Origin of the sequence: Phenylobacterium hankyongense, assembly GCF_003254505.1 — a bacterium.
Taxonomy (GTDB): domain Bacteria; phylum Pseudomonadota; class Alphaproteobacteria; order Caulobacterales; family Caulobacteraceae; genus Phenylobacterium; species Phenylobacterium hankyongense.
Map to the genome: position 1 here is coordinate 3,792,229 of NZ_QFYP01000001.1, position 15,420 is coordinate 3,807,648.

Here is a 15,420-nt window from a genome sequence, read left to right on the forward strand (position 1 = left end):
AATTTCAGTAGTGATTACTCTAGACGCGCCGGCGCTTAGGCGGCCGGCAGCCATTGTGCGGAATGGGGGTCACGTCGCGAATGGTGGTGATCGTCATGCCGACCGACTGCAGGGCGCGAAGCGCGGACTCACGACCCGAACCGGGGCCGGAGACGTTCACTTCCAGCGTCCTGACGCCGTGCTCGGCGGCCTTCCGGCCGGCGTCCTCGGCCGCCATCTGGGCGGCGTACGGCGTCGACTTGCGGGATCCCTTGAAGCCCATCATGCCGGCGGAGGACCAGGAGATGGTGTTCCCCTGCGCGTCGGTGATGGTGATCATGGTGTTGTTGAACGAGGCGTTCACGTGCGCCACGCCCGAGGTGATGTTCTTACGCTCGCGACGTTTGACGCGCGCCGGTTCCTTGGCCATCGGAGATAAGCTCTCTTACTTCTTCTTGCCGGCGATCGGCTTGGCGGGACCCTTCCGGGTCCGGGCGTTGGTGTGGGTGCGCTGACCGCGGACCGGCAGGCCCTTGCGGTGACGCAGGCCGCGATAGCAGGCCAGGTCCATCAGACGCTTGATGTTGACCGCCGTCTCGCGACGCAGGTCGCCTTCGACGGTGTAGTCGCGGTCGATCGCTTCGCGGATCTGCAGGACTTCCTGGTCGGTCAGCTGATTGACGCGACGAGCGTCCTCGATGCCAACCTTGCCGACGATCTCCCGAGCTTTCGCCGGGCCGATGCCATGGATGTACTGCAGCGCGATCACAACGCGCTTGTTCGTAGGGATATTGACGCCAGCGATACGGGCCACGTGGGAATCTCTCTCCTGGTCACGCAAGAGAAGCGCGAACGGCGCCCCGGCCCCACGACCCGAAGGCCAGGCCGGCGCGTCACTCGCGCTCTTTCGCGGAAGCGCCTCGTTATAGGGATCGGCGCGCCTCCGTCAATGGCGGAAACGTCCATTTGTGAACGAACTGCGTCCGGCGCAAGGGGGACCCTGCGCACGTCGCCACGCCACACACCCGCGGAATGTGCCTCGGGATGGTTAAGGAAAGCATGAAGCCGCCCGATCGCGCAATCGGCGCGGCCGGCCGCTACGATGCGACGCAGGAGCCGCGGCCGCAGCGAGCGCTTGACGCGGGCGCCCCTCCCTCGGGACAGTCCGCCCCATGGACACCGTTTCCGACTTCATCCGCGGCCTGCCCAAGGCCGAACTCCACCTGCACATCGAGGGCAGCCTCGAGCCCGAGCAGATGTTCGAGTTCGCCCGGCGCAACCGCATCGCCCTGCCCTTCCCCTCGGTGGAGGCGGTGCGGGCGGCCTACGCCTTCTCCAACCTGCAGGACTTCCTCGACATCTACTACCAGGGCGCGGACGTGCTCAGGACCGAGGCGGACTTCCACGACCTGGCCATGGCCTACTTCCGGCGGGTGGCGGCGGACGGCGCCCGGCACGTGGAGCTGTTCTTCGACCCCCAGACCCACACCGCACGCGGCATCCCGTTCGCCGTGGCGGCCGACGGCCTGCTTTCCGGCATGGCGGAGGCCGAGCGCAGCCTGGGGGTCAGCTCGCGGCTGATTCTCTGCTTCCTGCGCCACCTCAGCGAGGAAGACGCCTTCGCCACCCTGAAGACGGCCGAGCTCTACCTGGACCGCATCGTCGGCGTCGGCCTCGATTCGTCGGAGCTTGGCCACCCGCCCGCCAAGTTCGAGGGCGTGTTCCGGGCGGCCGGCGAGCGCGGCCTGAAGCGGGTCGCCCACGCCGGCGAGGAAGGGCCGCCGGACTACGTCTGGGAGGCGCTGGACCGGCTGCACGTCGACCGCATCGACCACGGCAACCGTTCGCTGGAGGACTCGGCCCTGGTCAAGCGGCTGGCCGCCGAGGGGATGACCCTGACCGTCTGCCCGCTCTCCAACCTGAAGCTCTGCGTGGTGGGCGACATGGCGCAGCATCCGTTGAAGCGGATGCTGCAGCTGGGGCTGAGGGCGACGGTGAACTCCGACGACCCGGCCTATTTCGGCGGCTATCTGGCGGCCAACTGGCAGGCCGCGGCCACAGCCGTCGGCCTGACGCGGGAGGACCTGCTGACCCTGGCGCGCAACAGCTTCACCGGATCGTTCCTGGAGCCCGACGCCATCGCCCGGCATCTGGCGGCGATCGACGCCTATGCGGCGGCGGCTCCGGCCACGCCTGACGCCTAGCGCGGCTTGTCCAGCGCCGCGTCGATGGCCTTGGCGACTTCGTCGATGGAGCCCATGCCGTCGACCTCCACCAGCTTGCCCTGGTTCTCGTAGTAGGGCAGCAGCGGCGCGGTCTGGCCGTTGTAGGCGCTCAGCCGGACCTTGAAGCTCTCGGGATTGTCGTCGGGCCGGCCGCTCTCGGCGAACCGGCCGGCGATGCGCTGCATCAGCGCCTCGTCGTCGACCTTCAGGCGGATGACCTGGTCGATCTGGCGGCCGCGGCCCTTCAGCATCAGGTCGAGCGCCTCGGCCTGGGCGAGCGTGCGCGGGAAGCCGTCGAAGATCGCCCCGCCGGCCGCCTCGGCCTCCGGCAGCCGCTGCTCGATCAGCTCGATGACGATGTCGTCGGAAACCAGTTCGCCGCGCTCCATGATGCCCGAGACCTTTTGGCCGAGCGGAGACCCTGAGGCGATCGCGGCGCGCAGCATGTCGCCAGTCGAGAGCTGCACCATCTGGCGCTGGTCCACGAGACGCTTGGCCTGCGTCCCCTTGCCCGCCGCCGGCGGGCCGAAAAGGATCAAGTTCTTCACGGCGATGCCCCCCTCTCCCGGCCCTTCTTGCGGAGCCGGGTTGCTTCGTCCCTAGCCTAGCGGCGCATGCCCCGCAGCTTGGATTTCTTGATCAGGCCTTCGTACTGGTGCTGCAAGAGGTGCGACTGGATCTGGGTCACCGTGTCCATGGTGACGCTGACCACGATCAGCACCGAGGTGCCGCCCATGTAGAAGGGCGCGTTGTAGAAGCCGATCAGAGCCTCCGGCAGCAGGCAGACCACGGTGATGTAGGCCGCGCCGATCACCGTCAGCCGGGTGAGCACGAAGTCCAGGTACTCGGCGGTCCGCTTGCCCGGCCGGATGCCCGGCATGAAGCCGCCGTACTTGCGCAGGTTCTCCGCCGTGTCGTCCGGATTGAACACGACCGAGGTGTAGAAGAAGCAGAAGAAGACGATCAGCGCCCCGTAGAGCAGCATGAACAGCGGCCGCCCGTGCTGCAGCTGGCCGACCGCGCCCGGCAGCCACTGGGCCCAGGGCGGCAGGTTGGCGGTGGCCAGGAAGCCCATCACCGTCGCCGGCAGCAGCAGCAGGCTGGAGGCGAAGATCGGCGGGATCACGCCCGAGGTGTTGATCTTCAGCGGCAGGAACGAGGTGTCGCCGCCGAACATGCGGTTGCCGACCTGGCGCTTGGGGTACTGCACCAACAGCCGTCGCTGCGAGCGCTCGAAGAAGACGATGGCCACGGTGACCGCCACCACCAGGATGGCGATCAGCAGCAGCACGCCGCCGCTCAGCGCGCCGGTGCGGGCCAGCGAGAACGCCTGGCCGATGTACTGCGGGAAGACCGCGACGATGCCGGCGAAGATGATCAGGGAGACGCCGTTGCCGATGCCGCGGCTGGTGATCTGCTCGCCCAGCCACATCAGGAACAGGGTGCCGCCGGTGAGGATCACTACGGTGGAGACCACGAAGAAGGCCCCCGGATGGTCGACGATCCCGGCGCTGGCCTGCAGGCCCATGGCGATGCCGAAGGACTGGAAGACCGCCAGCACGACGGTCAGGTAGCGGGTGTACTGGTTGAGCGTCTTGCGCCCCGCCTCGCCGCCTTCCTTCCGCAGCTTCTCCCAGGGGGGATAGACGGTGCCCAGGAGCTGCACGATGATCGAGGCCGAGATGTAGGGCATCACGTTCAGGGCGAAGATCGCCATGCGTCGCACGGCCCCGCCCGAGAACATGTTGAACATGCCCAGGATGCCCTTCGCCTGGCCTTCGAAGGCCTGCGAGAACGCGGCGATGTCGATGCCCGGGATCGGGATGTAGCACCCGAGGCGATAGACGACCATCGCGATCAGGGTGAACCAGATGCGCTTATGGAGCTCCGTCGCCTTCTGGAAGGCGCCGAAGTTCATGTTCGCGGCGAGCTGCTCGGCGGCCGAAGCCATTCACCAAATCCCCTGACTCTTGGTCCTGCTCAGATAGGACGTACCGGCCCCGAGTGCGAGGCCGGATTAGTCGCAGGCGACGCTCAGGCTTCCGCCGGAGCTTCCTTCTTGGTGGTGGTGAGCTTGCCGCCCGCCTTTTCGACGGCCGCGCGGGCCGAGACCGAGGCCGAGTGGACGGTGATGTCGAGCTTCGAGGTCAGCTCGCCCTTGCCCAGCAGGCGCACGCCGTCCTTGGCGCGGCGCACGATGCCGGCGGCGACCAGGACGTCGGCGTCGATGGCCTTCTTGGGATCCAGCTTGCCGGCGGCGATCGCCTGCTCGATGCGCCAGAAGTTCACTTCCGCGAACTCCTTGCGGTTGAGGCTGTTGAAGCCGCGCTTCGGCATGCGCATGTGCAGCGGCATCTGGCCGCCTTCGAAGCCGGCGACGGCGACGCCGGAGCGCGCCTTCTGGCCCTTCACGCCGCGACCGGCGGTCTTGCCCTTGCCCGAACCCGGGCCACGGCCGACGCGCATGCGGTTCTTGGTGGAGCCTTCGGCCGGCGAAAGTTCGTTGAGCTTGGTCATGTGACGCCTCTCCTGAAGAGATCGATCGCCGGGGCGAAGGCCCCGACTCGGCTGATGTGGATGGGATCGAAACGATCCCGTCGTGGAGGTCAGCCCTCCACGACCTCGATCATGTGGGCGACCTTGGCGATCATCCCGCGGACCGAGGGGGTGTCTTCCAGCGTGGACACGCGGCCCATGCGGTTGAGACCGAGACCGGCGAGCGTCGCGCGCTGGTCCTTCTTCCGGCGGATCGGGCTGCCGGTCTGACGAACGGTGACAGTAGCCATAACGCTTATCCTTCCGCGTCCGCGGCGGGCGGAGCCGCCGAGGCGCCATCGGCGCGGCGGCCGATCACGTCGGAGACCTTCTTGCCGCGCTTGGCGGCGACCTGGCGGGGCGAAGACTGAGCCTTCAGCGCCTCGAAGGTCGCGCGCACCATGTTGTAGGGGTTGGACGAACCGACCGACTTGCCGACCACGTCCTGGATGCCGAGGGTTTCCAGAACCGCGCGCATCGGGCCGCCGGCGATGACGCCGGTGCCGGGAGGCGCCGCGCGGACCATCACCTTGCCTGCGCCCCAGCGGCCAGCGCCGTCGTGGTGCAGGGTGCGGCTTTCGCGCAGCGGCACGCGGATCATCGACTTCTTGGCTTCCTCGGTCGCCTTGCGGATGGCTTCCGGCACTTCGCGCGCCTTGCCATGACCAAAGCCGACCCGGCCCTTCTGATCGCCGACCACCATGAGGGCGGCGAAGGAGAACCGGCGGCCGCCTTTGACGGTGGCCGCGACGCGGTTGATGTGGACCAGTTTCTCGACGATGTCGCTGTCGCGCTCTTCTTCGCGATTGCGACCGCCGCGGTCTTCGTTCCTGCGAGCCATCGGATTTCCTTAGAAGTTCAGGCCGGCTTCGCGCGCGGCGTCAGCCAGCGCCTTCACCCGACCGTGATAGAGATAGCCGCCGCGGTCGAAGACCACGTCCTTGACGCCCTTGTCCAGGGCGCGTTGGGCGACGAGGGCGCCGACGCGGGCGGCGGCGTCCTTGTCGGACCCTTTGGCCTTGGCCTTCGCTTCGTCGCTCTCCAGCGAGGAGGCGGCGGCAAGGGTCACGCCACGCTCGTCGTCGATGACCTGGGCGTAGATGTTCTTGGCCGAACGGAAGACCGACAGCCGCGGGCGGCCGTTGGCCAGCTTGCGCAGGCGGGTGCGGTTACGCTGCGCGCGGCGCTGGGTGGAATCGCGGGGAGAGAGCGCCATGGCTTACTTCTTCTTGCCTTCTTTGCGGCGGACCTGCTCGCCGGCGTAGCGCACGCCCTTGCCCTTGTAGGGCTCGGGCGGACGCAGGCGGCGAATGCGGGCGGCGGTTTCGCCGACCTGCTGCTTGTCGATGCCGGAGATCTTGATCTCAGTCTGCTTCGGCACCGCAAAGCTGATGCCGGCCGGGGGCGGGACGTCCACGTCGTGGGAGAAACCCAGCTGCATGGAGAGCGCCTGGCCCTTCATCGCCGCGCGATAGCCCACGCCGACCAGCTCGAGCGTGCGCTCGAAGCCGGTGGTGACGCCGGTGACCATGTTGCTCAGCAGGGTCCGCGAGAGACCCCACATCGCCTGGGCGCGGGTGGTGTCGCTGCGCTTGACCAGCGTCAGCTCGCCGTTCTCCTGGCGCACCTCGATCTCTTCGGCCACGGTCCAGGCGAGTTGGCCCTTGGGCCCCTTCACCGTCACCGTCTGGCCGTCGAGGGTCACCGTGACCCCAGTGGGGATGGCGACCGCCTTCTTTCCGATCCGCGACATCTTAGTAGACCCGGCAGAGCACTTCGCCGCCCACGTTCGCGTCACGCGCGGCCGTGTCCGACATGACGCCCTTGGGCGTCGACAGGATCGAGATCCCGAGGCCGTTCTTCACCGGCTTCAGGTCCTTGATCGACGAATAGACGCGGCGGCCGGGCTTGGAGATGCGGCTGATTTCCACGATGACCGGCTGGCCGTCGAAGTACTTCAGTTCGATCTCGAACTCCGGGAAGGCGCCGGGCTTTTCCACCAGGTGGTAGCCGCGGATGTAGCCTTCGTCGGCCAGCACGTCGAGGAGGCGCGCGCGCATCTTGGACGCGGGCGTGCTCACCTTCGAACGGCCGCGCATGGCCGCGTTCTTGATACGGGCGATCAGATCGCCGATGGGGTCGTTCACCATTGGACCCTCCTACCAGCTCGACTTGACGAGGCCGGGGATCAGGCCAGCGGACCCGAGGTCGCGCAGCGAGATCCGGCTCATCCTGAGCTTGCGATAATAGGCGCGCGGACGTCCGGTGATCTCGCAACGGTTGCGGATGCGGGTCTTGGACGAGTTGCGCGGCAGTTCCGCCAGCTTGAGCCGGGCTTCGAAGCGTTCTTCGAGCGGCAGGCTCTCGTTGTTGGCGATCGCCTTCAGCGCGTCGCGCTTGCTGGCGTACTGCTTGGCGAGCACCTTGACGTGCTCGTTGCGGTTGACGGCGCTTTTCTTTGCCATGGGTTCTTTCCTTCGCCCCTTAAGCTTGCGCTTGGACGAACGGGAACTGGAATTCCTTGAGAAGCGCGCGCGCTTCGTCGTCGGTCTTCGCAGTCGTGGCGACGATGATGTCCATGCCCCACATCTGATCGATCTGGTCGTAGTTGATCTCCGGGAACACGATGTGCTCCCGCAGACCCATGGCGTAGTTGCCACGGCCATCGAACGAGGTGGGCTTCAGGCCCCGGAAGTCCTTCACGCGCGGCAGCGCGATGGTGATCAGCCGGTCCAGGAACTCGTACATGCGGTCCTTGCGAAGGGTGACCTTCGCGCCGATCGTCATGCCTTCGCGCAGCTTGAAGCCGGCGATCGAGGTGCGCGACTTGGTGGCGATCGGCTTCTGGCCGGCGATCCGGGCGAGGTCCGCCATCGCCGACTGAACCTTCTTGGAGTCGGCCACAGCTTCGCCGATCCCCATGTTCAGGACGATCTTGTCCAGCTTGGGGATCTGCATCTCGTTCGTGTAGCCGAACTCGTCCTTCAGCACCTTTCGGATGCGCGAACGATATTCCGCCTTGAGACGCGGTTCGTAGGTTTCGTCAGCCATTGATCACCTCGCCGGTCGTCTTGGCGAACCGGACCTTCTTGTCGCCGTCCACACGGAAGCCGACGCGGGTCGGCTTGCCCTTGGAGTCGGCGATGGCCACGTTCGACAGGTGAAGCGGCGCTTCCTTGTTCTTGATGCCGCCCTGCGGATCAGTCTGCGTCGGGCGGGTGTGGCGCTGAACCATGTTCAGGCCTTCGACCAGGACGCGCTCTTCCTTCGGGAACACCTTCAGGACATTGCCCTGACGGCCCTTGTCCTTGCCCGCGAGGATCACGACGCGATCCCCCTTCTTGATCTTCGCCGCCATCACAGCACCTCAGGGGCGAGCGAAATGATCTTCATGTGGTTCTTGGCGCGCAGTTCGCGGGGAACCGGGCCGAAGATCCGCGTGCCGATCGGCTCGCTTTGCTTGTTCACGATCACCGCCGCGTTCTTGTCGAAGCGGATCACCGAGCCGTCCTTGCGCTTGATGGCCGAGGACGTGCGCACGACGATCGCCTGCAGCACATCGCCCTTCTTCACGCGGCCGCGCGGGATGGCCTCCTTCACGGAGACCACGATCTTGTCACCGACGCTGGCGTAACGGCGCTTCGCACCGCCCAGCACCTTGATGCACATGACCCGGCGGGCGCCGGAATTGTCGGCGACGTCCAGGTTAGTTTGCATCTGGATCATAGGTTCTGATCCCTTACGCTTGCTGGTCGGCACTGCCCTTAGGCAGCACTTCCCAGGTTTTCAGTTTCGACTTCGGTGCGCATTCGACAATGCGCGCCTTCTCGCCGGTCTTGTAGGCGTTGGACTCGTCGTGGGCGTGGTACTTCTTCGACCGGCGGACGGTCTTCTTCAGCACCGGGTGCAGCAAGGTCCGTTCGACCTGTACGATCACCGTCTTGTCGCCCTTGTCGGAGACGACAACGCCTTCCAGAATTCGTTTCGGCATCTGCGTCTCCTCAGGCCGTGGCCTGCTTGGTCCGCAGGACGGTCTTGATGCGCGCGATATCCTTGCGCACCTCGTCCACGCGGTGGGTCTTTTCGATCTGGCCGGTCGCCTTCTGGAAGCGCAGGTTGAACTGCTCCTTCTTCAGGTTGACGAGCTGCTCGGCCAGTTGATCGGGGGTCAGCCCCCGGACGTCGTCGATCTTCATCACGCGTGCTCCGCGACAGCGGCGTCGATGCGGGTGACGATGCGGGTCTTCACCGGAAGCTTGGCCGCGCCGAGGCGCAGGGCTTCACGGGCCACATCGTCCGGCACGCCGTCGATTTCGAACATGATCCGGCCCGGGTGGACGCGGGCGGCCCAGTATTCGACCGAGCCCTTGCCCTTGCCCATCCGCACTTCGGCCGGCTTGTCGGACACCGGAACGTCCGGGAAGATCCGGATCCACACCCGGCCCTGACGCTTCATCTGACGCGTGATCGCCCGGCGAGCGGCTTCGATCTGGCGCGCGGTGATCCGCTCGGGCTCCACCGACTTCAGCCCATGGGAGCCGAAGTTCAGCGAGAAGCCGCCCTTGGCGACCCCGTGGATCTTGCCCTTGAACTGCTTGCGGTACTTGGTCTTTTTCGGGGACAGCATGCTTCAGACCCTTAAGCGTTCTGATCGCGCCGGTCGCGGCGCGGGCCGCGGTCGGGACGATCGCCGCGTTCACGGCCGCCACCTTCGCCGGCCGGGCCGCTCTCACTGGCCAGGCGCTTGTCGAGGGCCATCGGGTCGTGCTCGAGCACTTCGCCTTTGAACACCCAGCACTTCACGCCGATGATGCCGTACGTCGTCTTGGCTTCGGTGAAGCCGTAGTCGATGTCGGCGCGCAGGGTGTGACGCGGCACCCGGCCCTCATGGTAGGACTCGGTGCGGGCGATTTCCGCGCCGCCGAGGCGGCCGGCGACCTCGAGGCGCATGCCCTTGGCGCCCAGACGCATGCCGCTCTGCAGCGACCGCTTCATGGCGCGACGGAAGGCGATGCGGCGCTCGAGCTGCTGGGCGATGTTCTCGGCCACCAGCTGGGCGTCGGTCTCGGGCTTGCGGATCTCGACGATGTTCAGGTGAACCTCGCCGTCCGTCATCGCCGCGATATCCTTGCGCAGCTTGTCGATGTCCGCGCCCTTCTTGCCGATGATCACGCCGGGGCGCGCGGCATAGATGGTGATGCGGCACTTCTTGTGCGGACGCTCGATGATGATCCGCGACACGCCGGCCTGGTACAGGCGCTTCTTCAGGTTACGACGGACCTTGATGTCCTCGTGCAGAAGCTTGCCGTAGTCGGCGCCGTCGGCGAACCAACGGCTGTCCCAGGTGCGGTTGATGCCGAGGCGAAGCCCGACCGGATTTACTTTTTGACCCATTAGGCGGCCTCACCCAGTTCACGGACCACGATGGTGATCTCGGAGAACGGCTTTTCGATACGCGAAGCCCGGCCCCGCGCACGGGCGGAGAAGCGCTTCATCACCAGGTTCTTGCCCACGAACGCCTCGGCCACGACCAGCGAGTCGATGTCGAGGTTGTGGTTGTTCTCGGCGTTGGAGATCGCCGAGTAGAGCGCCTTGCGCACGTCCTTGGCGATCCGCTTGTGGCTGAATTCCAGCTCGTTCAGCGCCCGCTGGACCTTGAGGCCGCGGATCGACTGGGCGACCAGGTTCAGCTTGCGGGCGCTGGTCCGAAGCGTGCGCACCTTGCACATCGCCTCGATGCCGGCCAGCCGGCGAGCTTTAGCTTGCTTGGCCATGCTACTTCCTCTTGGCCTTCTTGTCGGCCGCGTGACCGGGGAAGAAGCGGGTGGGTGCGAACTCGCCCAGCTTCATGCCGACCATGTCTTCGGAGACCAGCACGGGAACGTGCTTCTGGCCGTTGTGCACGCCGAACGTGAGACCCACGAACTGCGGCATGATGGTGGAGCGGCGCGACCAGGTCTTGATCACGTCCTTCCGGCCGGAACCTTGGGCGGTTTCGGCCTTCTTGAGCAGGTATCCGTCGACGAACGGACCTTTCCAGACAGAGCGGGTCATGCCTTAGCGAGCCTTCCTGGCGTGACGCGAGCGGATGATGAACTTATCCGTCGCCTTGTTCTTGCGGGTCTTGCTGCCCTTGGTCGGCTTGCCCGAGGGGCTCACCGGGTGACGGCCACCGGAGGTGCGGCCTTCGCCGCCGCCGTGCGGGTGGTCGACCGGGTTCATGGCGACGCCGCGCACGTGCGGGCGGAAGCCCATGTGACGCCGGCGACCGGCCTTGCCGAGCACTTCGTTCATGTGGTCGGGGTTGGACACCGCGCCCACCGTGGCCATGCAGCTGTCCGGCACCATCCGCAGCTCGCCCGAGTTCAGGCGGATCTGCGCGTAGCCGGCGTCGCGGCCGACCAGCTGGGCGTAGGTCCCGGCGGAGCGGGCGACCTGGCCGCCCTTCAGGGGCTTCAGCTCGACGTTGTGGATGATCGTGCCGATCGGCATGCCGCGAAGCGGCATGGCGTTGCCCGGCTTCACGTCCGCCTTCTCGGCGGCCACGACCTGGTCGCCGGCCTTCAGGCGCTGCGGGGCCAGGATGTAGGCCAGCTCGCCGTCGGCGTACTTGACCAGGGCGATGAAGGCCGACCGGTTGGGGTCGTACTCCAGGCGCTCGATCGTGCCGACGACGTCGAACTTGCGACGCTTGAAGTCGATGTTGCGATACAGGCGCTTGGCGCCGCCGCCGCGGAAACGCACCGCGATGCGACCGCCGCCGCCCCGGCCGCCCTTCTTGTTCAGACCCTCGACGAGGGACTTCACGGGCCCGCCCTTGTGGAGCTCGGACTTGTCGACCAGGACCAGTTGCCGGCGGCCCGGCGAGGTCGGGTTGAAATGCTTCAAGGCCATCGGATCAGAGCCCCGTAGTGATGTCGATCGACTGGCCTTCGGCCAGGGTGACGACAGCTTTCTTGATGTCGGAACGACGGCCCATGATGCCGCGGAAGCGCTTGGTCTTGCCCTTGACGTTGAGGGTGTTGACCTTGGTCACGTTGACCTTGAACAGCGCCTCGACGGCGGCGGCGATCTCGTCCTTGGACGCATCGGCCGCGACCCGGAAGACGACCTTGTTCTGCTCGGAGAGCAGGGTGGCCTTCTCGGTGATCACCGGCGACAGGATGGTATCGTAATGACGGGCGGTGGGCTGCTCAGCCATTACGCGGCCTCCTTCTCTTGGAAGCGCGCCTGGATGGCGGCGACGGCGTCCTTGGTGAGGACCAGCGTCCGGCGGCGCAGCACGTCATAGACGTTGAGGCCGGCGTTCGGCAGCACGTCCACGTTCGGGATGTTGCGCGCGGCGAGCTTGAAGTTGTTGTCGACCTCGACGCCGGCGATGACCAGGGCGTGGGTGACGCCGATCTTGCCGAGTTGCTCGCGCAGCGCCGCGGTCTTCGGGTCCGAAAGGGCCACGTTGTCCACGACGATCAGCGAACCGTCCTTGGCCTTCGAGGACAGCGCGTGGCGGAGCGCCATGGCGCGGACCTTCTTGGGCAGGTCGAAGGCGTGGCTGCGGACCACGGGACCGTGGGCCTTGGCGCCGCCGACGAACTGGGCCGCCCGGCGCGAGCCGTGACGGGCGCCGCCGGTGCCCTTCTGCTTGTACATCTTCTTGCCCGTACGAGAGACCTCGTTGCGGACCTGGATCTTGTGGGTGCCGGCGCGGCGCTTGGCGAGCTGCCAAGTGACGCAACGCTGCAGGATATCGGCGCGGATCTCTTCGATGCCGAAGATATCGTCCGGGAGCTCGATCGAGCCGCCCTTCCCGCCGTCGAGTTTGATGACGTCGAGTTTCATCAGGCTTGATCCCCAGCTTCAGGCGTTTCGGCCGGAGCTTCTTGCACCGCGGGCTCGTCGGCGGCCGGAGCCGCTTCGTCCTCGGCGGCAGCTTCCACTGCGGTCGGCTGGCCGGCCTTGCGGAAGGCGCCCGGCGTCGGAACGCCGGCCGGAGCCGCGATCTTCACCGCGTCACGGATCCGCACGAACGAGCCTTCCGTGCCCGGGACGGCGCCGCGGACCAGGATCAGGCCGCGCTCGACGTCGACGCGCCAGATGGTGAGGTTGAGGGTGGTGACGGTTTCCTGGCCGAGGTGGCCGGCCATCTTCTTGCCGGCGAACGTCTTGCCCGGATCCTGCCGCTGGCCGGTGGAGCCGTGCGCCCGGTGGGAGACGGACACCCCGTGGGTGGCCCGCATGCCGCCGAAGTTCCAGCGCTTCATCGCCCCCTGGAAGCCCTTACCGACCGTCGTACCCGTGACGTCGATCTTCTGGCCCGGCAGGAAATGGTCGGCGGTGATTTCCGCGCCCACGTCGATGAGGTTGTCCTCGGAGACCTTGAACTCGGCGAGCCTCCGCTTCGGCTCGACCTCGCCCTTGGCGAAGTGGCCGCGGAGCGCCTTGGAGGTGTTCTTGGGCTTCTTGAAGCCGGCGCCGAGCTGGAGAGCCACGTAGCCGTCTTTGTCTTTCGTGCGCTGGGCGACGACCTGGCAGCCTTCGAGGCTGAGCACGGTCACCGGCACATGGCTGCCCGCTTCATCGAAGAAGCGCGCCATTCCCAGCTTCTTGGCGATCACGCCGGTACGCATCGGCTGAGTCCCCTTAGAGCTTGATCTCGACGTCCACGCCGGCGGACAGGTCGAGCTTCATCAGCGCGTCCACGGTCTGCGGAGTGGGGTCGACGATATCGAGCACGCGCTTGTGCGTGCGGATTTCGAACTGCTCGCGCGACTTCTTGTCGATGTGCGGCGAACGGTTGACGGTGAATTTTTCGATGCGCGTCGGCAGCGGGATAGGCCCGCGCACGGTCGCGCCGGTTCTCTTGGCCGTGTTGACGATCTCGCGGGTGGAATGGTCCAGCACGCGGTGGTCAAAGGCTTTGAGCCGGATGCGGATGTTCTGACGATCCATATCGCTCTTTTCGTTTCCCTACAGACGGCGGCCCGCCCGCGTGATCTCGACCATTTCAAAGACCAACCCGAACCCTCAATTGAGGGCCCGTACGCGTAAGTCCGCACAAACGACTTAGGCCCGCGCGAAAGCCGCGAGGGCCACTCCCGAAACGCTAGGTTTTAGCACTGTCTCAGGTCGTTCTGCGGACCGCGTCTGCGTTCCAAATCGCTTTGGTTCGCACAGCCGGTCCAACAGGAGGCGGGTTACTACCGGTTCGACTCACCTGCGTCAAGGGCGACAGGCGCGCCATAGCCGGTTTGCGGCCCCGCCCGGCTCAGCCGATGGTGACCCCGCCCGAGCCCATCACCGACTTGGAGACTTCGCCCCGCACGGCGCGGGCGCGGACGTCGCCGGAGCCGGCGATACGGGCCTTCAGATTGTCCGCCACGCCGCCGAAGTTGACGTCGCCGGAGCCCGCCACCGAGACGCTCATGGCGGTGGCGTGCCCGCCGCTCACCCGCACGTTGCCGGAGCCGGCGATGTGGACGTCCAGCGGTCCTGCGACCGAGGCCACGGCGACGTCGCCGGAGCCCGCCACGTCGACGTCCAGGCGGCCGCGCACATCGGCGGTGGTGAGGTTGCCGGAGCCGGCGACCCGCAGCTTCGCCTCGCTGGCCGCGCCGGCCCGGGTGTTGCCGGAGCCGGCCTGGCTCACCCGCAGGCGGCCTTCCACATTGCCCACCGTCCAGTCGCCGCAGCCGGCGTTGCCGAGGTCGACATTGGCGGCCCGGCCGATCGAGCCGAACACCGCGCCGCCAGCGTCGATGTTCACGTCGCGCGGCGTGCGGATGACGATCTGCGGGATGTCGCGCCAGCCGACCTCGCCGAGGCCGGCGACGTGGACGCTGGCGTTGCCGGCCGCGCCGCGGCAGCCGCTGATCTTGTTGAAGCGCCGGTTGCCGTCGATGATCGTGCGGTCGCCCTGGGTGCGGACCTTCAGCGGCAGGCTGGGGTTCTGCGAGATGATCTCGATCTTGATGTCGCCGCGGTTCTCCGGGATCACCGTCACCCGCGCGACGGCGTCCTTCATCTCCACGGAGGCGGCGTGTGCGACCCCGCCGGCAAGCGAGGCGGCGGCCGCCAGAAGAGCGATCGGAAGACGCATGGGTCTCCTCCCCTATTCCCAAGTCCCGCCCGGAAGTTAGCCCTCGCCGGACAGCGACACAGCTTAATTCGCGCTCATGACCTTCCGGTCATGACCTGCCCCGCCGCGTGCGGGACAGCAAAAAGGCCGCCGGGGAGGTCCCGGCGGCCTGCTTGATGTTCGCGAGGGGCGGTGAGGCCTACTCGATGATCTTCGACACCACGCCGGCGCCGACCGTGCGGCCGCCTTCGCGGATCGCGAAGCGCAGGCCCGGGTCCATGGCGATCGGGGTGATCAGCTCCACGTCCAGCTCGGCGTTGTCGCCCGGCATGATCATCTCCACGCCCTCGCGCAGCCGGATGATCCCGGTCACGTCGGTGGTGCGGAAGTAGAACTGCGGCCGGTAGTTGGTGAAGAACGGCGTGTGGCGGCCGCCTTCTTCCTTGGTCAGGATGTAGGCCTCGGCCGTGAACTTGGTATGCGGGGTGATCGAGCCCGGCTTGCACAGCACCTGGCCGCGCTCGACGTCCTCACGCTTGGTGCCGCGCAGCAGCACCCCGACGTTGTCGCCGGCCTGGCCCTGGTCGAGCAGCTTGCGGAACATCT

Annotated in this window: 28 protein-coding genes; 1 reads left to right on the forward strand and 27 read right to left on the reverse strand. The window is 66.8% G+C overall.

Translation table 11 applies throughout. The features are described from left to right. Positions 1–19: 19 nt before the first annotated feature. Together rpsK and rpsM are read right to left on the reverse strand one after the other, a co-directional pair. Positions 20–409: a 30S ribosomal protein S11 gene (gene rpsK / locus DJ021_RS18200; protein ID WP_111458879.1), complete on the reverse strand. Its 390-nt coding sequence runs from the start codon at positions 407–409 to the stop codon at positions 20–22. 15 nt (positions 410–424) lie between these two features. Next, positions 425–793, reverse strand: a complete 369-nt coding sequence (rpsM, locus tag DJ021_RS18205; protein WP_111458880.1) for a 30S ribosomal protein S13 — start codon at positions 791–793, stop codon at positions 425–427. A 358-nt stretch (positions 794–1,151) separates the two neighbouring features. On the opposite strand from rpsM, the gene DJ021_RS18210 reads away from it, so the two are divergent. Beyond that, positions 1,152–2,183, forward strand: a complete 1,032-nt coding sequence (locus DJ021_RS18210; RefSeq protein ID WP_111458881.1) for an adenosine deaminase — start codon at positions 1,152–1,154, stop codon at positions 2,181–2,183. Here the strand turns inward: DJ021_RS18210 and DJ021_RS18215 are convergent. The 25 genes from DJ021_RS18215 to DJ021_RS18335 form a co-directional block, all read right to left on the reverse strand. Further along, positions 2,180–2,752 carry an adenylate kinase gene (locus DJ021_RS18215; RefSeq protein WP_111458882.1) on the reverse strand — a complete coding sequence of 191 codons (573 nt, stop codon included), beginning with the start codon at positions 2,750–2,752 and terminating at the stop codon, positions 2,180–2,182. The genes DJ021_RS18210 and DJ021_RS18215 overlap by 4 nt on opposite strands. Positions 2,753–2,808: 56 nt before the next feature. Next, positions 2,809–4,155 (reverse strand): preprotein translocase subunit SecY, encoded by a 1,347-nt coding sequence (secY, locus tag DJ021_RS18220; RefSeq protein WP_111458883.1) that lies wholly within the window; start codon positions 4,153–4,155, stop codon positions 2,809–2,811. 83 nt (positions 4,156–4,238) lie between these two features. Then, the gene (rplO, locus tag DJ021_RS18225) at positions 4,239–4,721 is read right to left on the reverse strand and encodes a 50S ribosomal protein L15 (RefSeq protein ID WP_111458884.1); all 483 of its coding nucleotides are present in this window, start codon (positions 4,719–4,721) and stop codon (positions 4,239–4,241) included. A gap of 89 nt (positions 4,722–4,810) precedes the next feature. Beyond that, entirely contained in the window at positions 4,811–4,990 is a 180-nt protein-coding gene (gene rpmD / locus DJ021_RS18230) for a 50S ribosomal protein L30 (protein WP_424444166.1), read from the reverse strand. A 5-nt stretch (positions 4,991–4,995) separates the two neighbouring features. Continuing rightward, complete coding sequence (gene rpsE / locus DJ021_RS18235) at positions 4,996–5,580, reverse strand: 30S ribosomal protein S5 (RefSeq protein ID WP_111458886.1); 585 nt, start codon at positions 5,578–5,580, stop codon at positions 4,996–4,998. Positions 5,581–5,589: 9 nt separating this feature from the next. Continuing rightward, positions 5,590–5,955: a 50S ribosomal protein L18 gene (gene rplR, locus DJ021_RS18240; RefSeq protein ID WP_111458887.1), complete on the reverse strand. Its 366-nt coding sequence runs from the start codon at positions 5,953–5,955 to the stop codon at positions 5,590–5,592. A 3-nt stretch (positions 5,956–5,958) separates the two neighbouring features. Then, positions 5,959–6,492 carry a 50S ribosomal protein L6 gene (gene rplF / locus DJ021_RS18245; protein ID WP_111458888.1) on the reverse strand — a complete coding sequence of 178 codons (534 nt, stop codon included), beginning with the start codon at positions 6,490–6,492 and terminating at the stop codon, positions 5,959–5,961. 1 nt (position 6,493) lies between these two features. Then, entirely contained in the window at positions 6,494–6,889 is a 396-nt protein-coding gene (gene rpsH, locus DJ021_RS18250; RefSeq protein ID WP_111458889.1) for a 30S ribosomal protein S8, read from the reverse strand. 9 nt (positions 6,890–6,898) lie between these two features. Further along, positions 6,899–7,204 (reverse strand): 30S ribosomal protein S14, encoded by a 306-nt coding sequence (gene rpsN / locus DJ021_RS18255; protein WP_111458890.1) that lies wholly within the window; start codon positions 7,202–7,204, stop codon positions 6,899–6,901. Between the two features lie 19 nt (positions 7,205–7,223). Then, the gene (gene rplE / locus DJ021_RS18260) at positions 7,224–7,790 is read right to left on the reverse strand and encodes a 50S ribosomal protein L5 (RefSeq protein WP_111458891.1); all 567 of its coding nucleotides are present in this window, start codon (positions 7,788–7,790) and stop codon (positions 7,224–7,226) included. After that, complete coding sequence (gene rplX / locus DJ021_RS18265; protein WP_111458892.1) at positions 7,783–8,097, reverse strand: 50S ribosomal protein L24; 315 nt, start codon at positions 8,095–8,097, stop codon at positions 7,783–7,785. The genes rplE and rplX overlap by 8 nt, the downstream gene beginning before the upstream one ends. Continuing rightward, the gene (rplN, locus tag DJ021_RS18270) at positions 8,097–8,465 is read right to left on the reverse strand and encodes a 50S ribosomal protein L14 (protein WP_111458893.1); all 369 of its coding nucleotides are present in this window, start codon (positions 8,463–8,465) and stop codon (positions 8,097–8,099) included. Before rplN ends, rplX begins: the two co-directional genes overlap by 1 nt. A 13-nt stretch (positions 8,466–8,478) precedes the next feature. Further along, a complete protein-coding gene (gene rpsQ / locus DJ021_RS18275; protein WP_111458894.1) occupies positions 8,479–8,730 on the reverse strand; it encodes a 30S ribosomal protein S17 in 252 nt (83 codons plus the stop codon). Between the two features lie 10 nt (positions 8,731–8,740). Next, on the reverse strand, positions 8,741–8,935 hold the full coding sequence (rpmC, locus tag DJ021_RS18280) for a 50S ribosomal protein L29 (RefSeq protein WP_111458895.1): 195 nt from the start codon (positions 8,933–8,935) through the stop codon (positions 8,741–8,743). Then, complete coding sequence (rplP, locus tag DJ021_RS18285) at positions 8,935–9,366, reverse strand: 50S ribosomal protein L16 (protein ID WP_111458896.1); 432 nt, start codon at positions 9,364–9,366, stop codon at positions 8,935–8,937. Before rplP ends, rpmC begins: the two co-directional genes overlap by 1 nt. An 11-nt stretch (positions 9,367–9,377) precedes the next feature. Next, positions 9,378–10,133 (reverse strand): 30S ribosomal protein S3, encoded by a 756-nt coding sequence (rpsC, locus tag DJ021_RS18290; RefSeq protein WP_111458897.1) that lies wholly within the window; start codon positions 10,131–10,133, stop codon positions 9,378–9,380. Next, positions 10,133–10,513, reverse strand: coding sequence for a 50S ribosomal protein L22 (gene rplV, locus DJ021_RS18295; RefSeq protein ID WP_111458898.1), 381 nt, complete (start codon positions 10,511–10,513; stop codon positions 10,133–10,135). Before rplV ends, rpsC begins: the two co-directional genes overlap by 1 nt. A gap of 1 nt (position 10,514) precedes the next feature. Continuing rightward, positions 10,515–10,793: a 30S ribosomal protein S19 gene (rpsS, locus tag DJ021_RS18300; protein WP_111458899.1), complete on the reverse strand. Its 279-nt coding sequence runs from the start codon at positions 10,791–10,793 to the stop codon at positions 10,515–10,517. Positions 10,794–10,796: 3 nt separating this feature from the next. Continuing rightward, on the reverse strand, positions 10,797–11,633 hold the full coding sequence (rplB, locus tag DJ021_RS18305) for a 50S ribosomal protein L2 (RefSeq protein ID WP_111458900.1): 837 nt from the start codon (positions 11,631–11,633) through the stop codon (positions 10,797–10,799). A gap of 4 nt (positions 11,634–11,637) precedes the next feature. Next, positions 11,638–11,940: a 50S ribosomal protein L23 gene (locus DJ021_RS18310; RefSeq protein ID WP_111458901.1), complete on the reverse strand. Its 303-nt coding sequence runs from the start codon at positions 11,938–11,940 to the stop codon at positions 11,638–11,640. Continuing rightward, positions 11,940–12,578 (reverse strand): 50S ribosomal protein L4, encoded by a 639-nt coding sequence (gene rplD, locus DJ021_RS18315; RefSeq protein WP_111458902.1) that lies wholly within the window; start codon positions 12,576–12,578, stop codon positions 11,940–11,942. The genes DJ021_RS18310 and rplD overlap by 1 nt, the downstream gene beginning before the upstream one ends. Beyond that, positions 12,578–13,366, reverse strand: a complete 789-nt coding sequence (gene rplC, locus DJ021_RS18320) for a 50S ribosomal protein L3 (protein ID WP_111458903.1) — start codon at positions 13,364–13,366, stop codon at positions 12,578–12,580. Before rplC ends, rplD begins: the two co-directional genes overlap by 1 nt. A 13-nt stretch (positions 13,367–13,379) precedes the next feature. Beyond that, positions 13,380–13,688, reverse strand: a complete 309-nt coding sequence (rpsJ, locus tag DJ021_RS18325; RefSeq protein WP_012521787.1) for a 30S ribosomal protein S10 — start codon at positions 13,686–13,688, stop codon at positions 13,380–13,382. Between the two features lie 316 nt (positions 13,689–14,004). Then, on the reverse strand, positions 14,005–14,835 hold the full coding sequence (locus DJ021_RS18330; protein ID WP_111458904.1) for a GIN domain-containing protein: 831 nt from the start codon (positions 14,833–14,835) through the stop codon (positions 14,005–14,007). 178 nt (positions 14,836–15,013) lie between these two features. Then, a partial coding sequence (locus tag DJ021_RS18335; RefSeq protein ID WP_481374183.1) for an EF-Tu C-terminal domain-related protein occupies positions 15,014–15,420 on the reverse strand: 407 nt, incomplete at its 5' end.

Bases quoted from the DNA above. Each gene is read 5' to 3' on its own strand.
- rpsQ (WP_111458894.1), bottom strand. From the start codon at position 8,730: ATGCCGAAACGAATTCTGGAAGGCGTTGTCGTCTCCGACAAGGGCGAC.
- rplV (WP_111458898.1), bottom strand. From the start codon at position 10,513: ATGGCCAAGCAAGCTAAAGCTCGCCGGCTGGCCGGCATCGAGGCGATG.
- rpsE (WP_111458886.1), bottom strand. From the start codon at position 5,580: ATGGCTCGCAGGAACGAAGACCGCGGCGGTCGCAATCGCGAAGAAGAG.
- rplP (WP_111458896.1), bottom strand. From the start codon at position 9,366: ATGCTGTCCCCGAAAAAGACCAAGTACCGCAAGCAGTTCAAGGGCAAG.
- rpsC (WP_111458897.1), bottom strand. From the start codon at position 10,133: ATGGGTCAAAAAGTAAATCCGGTCGGGCTTCGCCTCGGCATCAACCGC.
- rpmC (WP_111458895.1), bottom strand. From the start codon at position 8,935: ATGAAGATCGACGACGTCCGGGGGCTGACCCCCGATCAACTGGCCGAG.
- DJ021_RS18310 (WP_111458901.1), bottom strand. From the start codon at position 11,940: ATGGCTGAGCAGCCCACCGCCCGTCATTACGATACCATCCTGTCGCCG.
- rplO (WP_111458884.1), bottom strand. From the start codon at position 4,721: ATGACCAAGCTCAACGAACTTTCGCCGGCCGAAGGCTCCACCAAGAAC.
- rpsJ (WP_012521787.1), bottom strand. From the start codon at position 13,688: ATGGATCGTCAGAACATCCGCATCCGGCTCAAAGCCTTTGACCACCGC.
- rpsH (WP_111458889.1), bottom strand. From the start codon at position 6,889: ATGGTGAACGACCCCATCGGCGATCTGATCGCCCGTATCAAGAACGCG.
- rplB (WP_111458900.1), bottom strand. From the start codon at position 11,633: ATGGCCTTGAAGCATTTCAACCCGACCTCGCCGGGCCGCCGGCAACTG.
- rplX (WP_111458892.1), bottom strand. From the start codon at position 8,097: ATGGCGGCGAAGATCAAGAAGGGGGATCGCGTCGTGATCCTCGCGGGC.
- rplD (WP_111458902.1), bottom strand. From the start codon at position 12,578: ATGAAACTCGACGTCATCAAACTCGACGGCGGGAAGGGCGGCTCGATC.
- DJ021_RS18330 (WP_111458904.1), bottom strand. From the start codon at position 14,835: ATGCGTCTTCCGATCGCTCTTCTGGCGGCCGCCGCCTCGCTTGCCGGC.
- secY (WP_111458883.1), bottom strand. From the start codon at position 4,155: ATGGCTTCGGCCGCCGAGCAGCTCGCCGCGAACATGAACTTCGGCGCC.
- rplC (WP_111458903.1), bottom strand. From the start codon at position 13,366: ATGCGTACCGGCGTGATCGCCAAGAAGCTGGGAATGGCGCGCTTCTTC.
- rpsN (WP_111458890.1), bottom strand. From the start codon at position 7,204: ATGGCAAAGAAAAGCGCCGTCAACCGCAACGAGCACGTCAAGGTGCTC.
- rpsK (WP_111458879.1), bottom strand. From the start codon at position 409: ATGGCCAAGGAACCGGCGCGCGTCAAACGTCGCGAGCGTAAGAACATC.
- rplE (WP_111458891.1), bottom strand. From the start codon at position 7,790: ATGGCTGACGAAACCTACGAACCGCGTCTCAAGGCGGAATATCGTTCG.
- DJ021_RS18210 (WP_111458881.1), top strand. From the start codon at position 1,152: ATGGACACCGTTTCCGACTTCATCCGCGGCCTGCCCAAGGCCGAACTC.
- rplF (WP_111458888.1), bottom strand. From the start codon at position 6,492: ATGTCGCGGATCGGAAAGAAGGCGGTCGCCATCCCCACTGGGGTCACG.
- rpsS (WP_111458899.1), bottom strand. From the start codon at position 10,793: ATGACCCGCTCTGTCTGGAAAGGTCCGTTCGTCGACGGATACCTGCTC.
- rplN (WP_111458893.1), bottom strand. From the start codon at position 8,465: ATGATCCAGATGCAAACTAACCTGGACGTCGCCGACAATTCCGGCGCC.
- rplR (WP_111458887.1), bottom strand. From the start codon at position 5,955: ATGGCGCTCTCTCCCCGCGATTCCACCCAGCGCCGCGCGCAGCGTAAC.
- rpmD (WP_424444166.1), bottom strand. From the start codon at position 4,990: ATGGCTACTGTCACCGTTCGTCAGACCGGCAGCCCGATCCGCCGGAAG.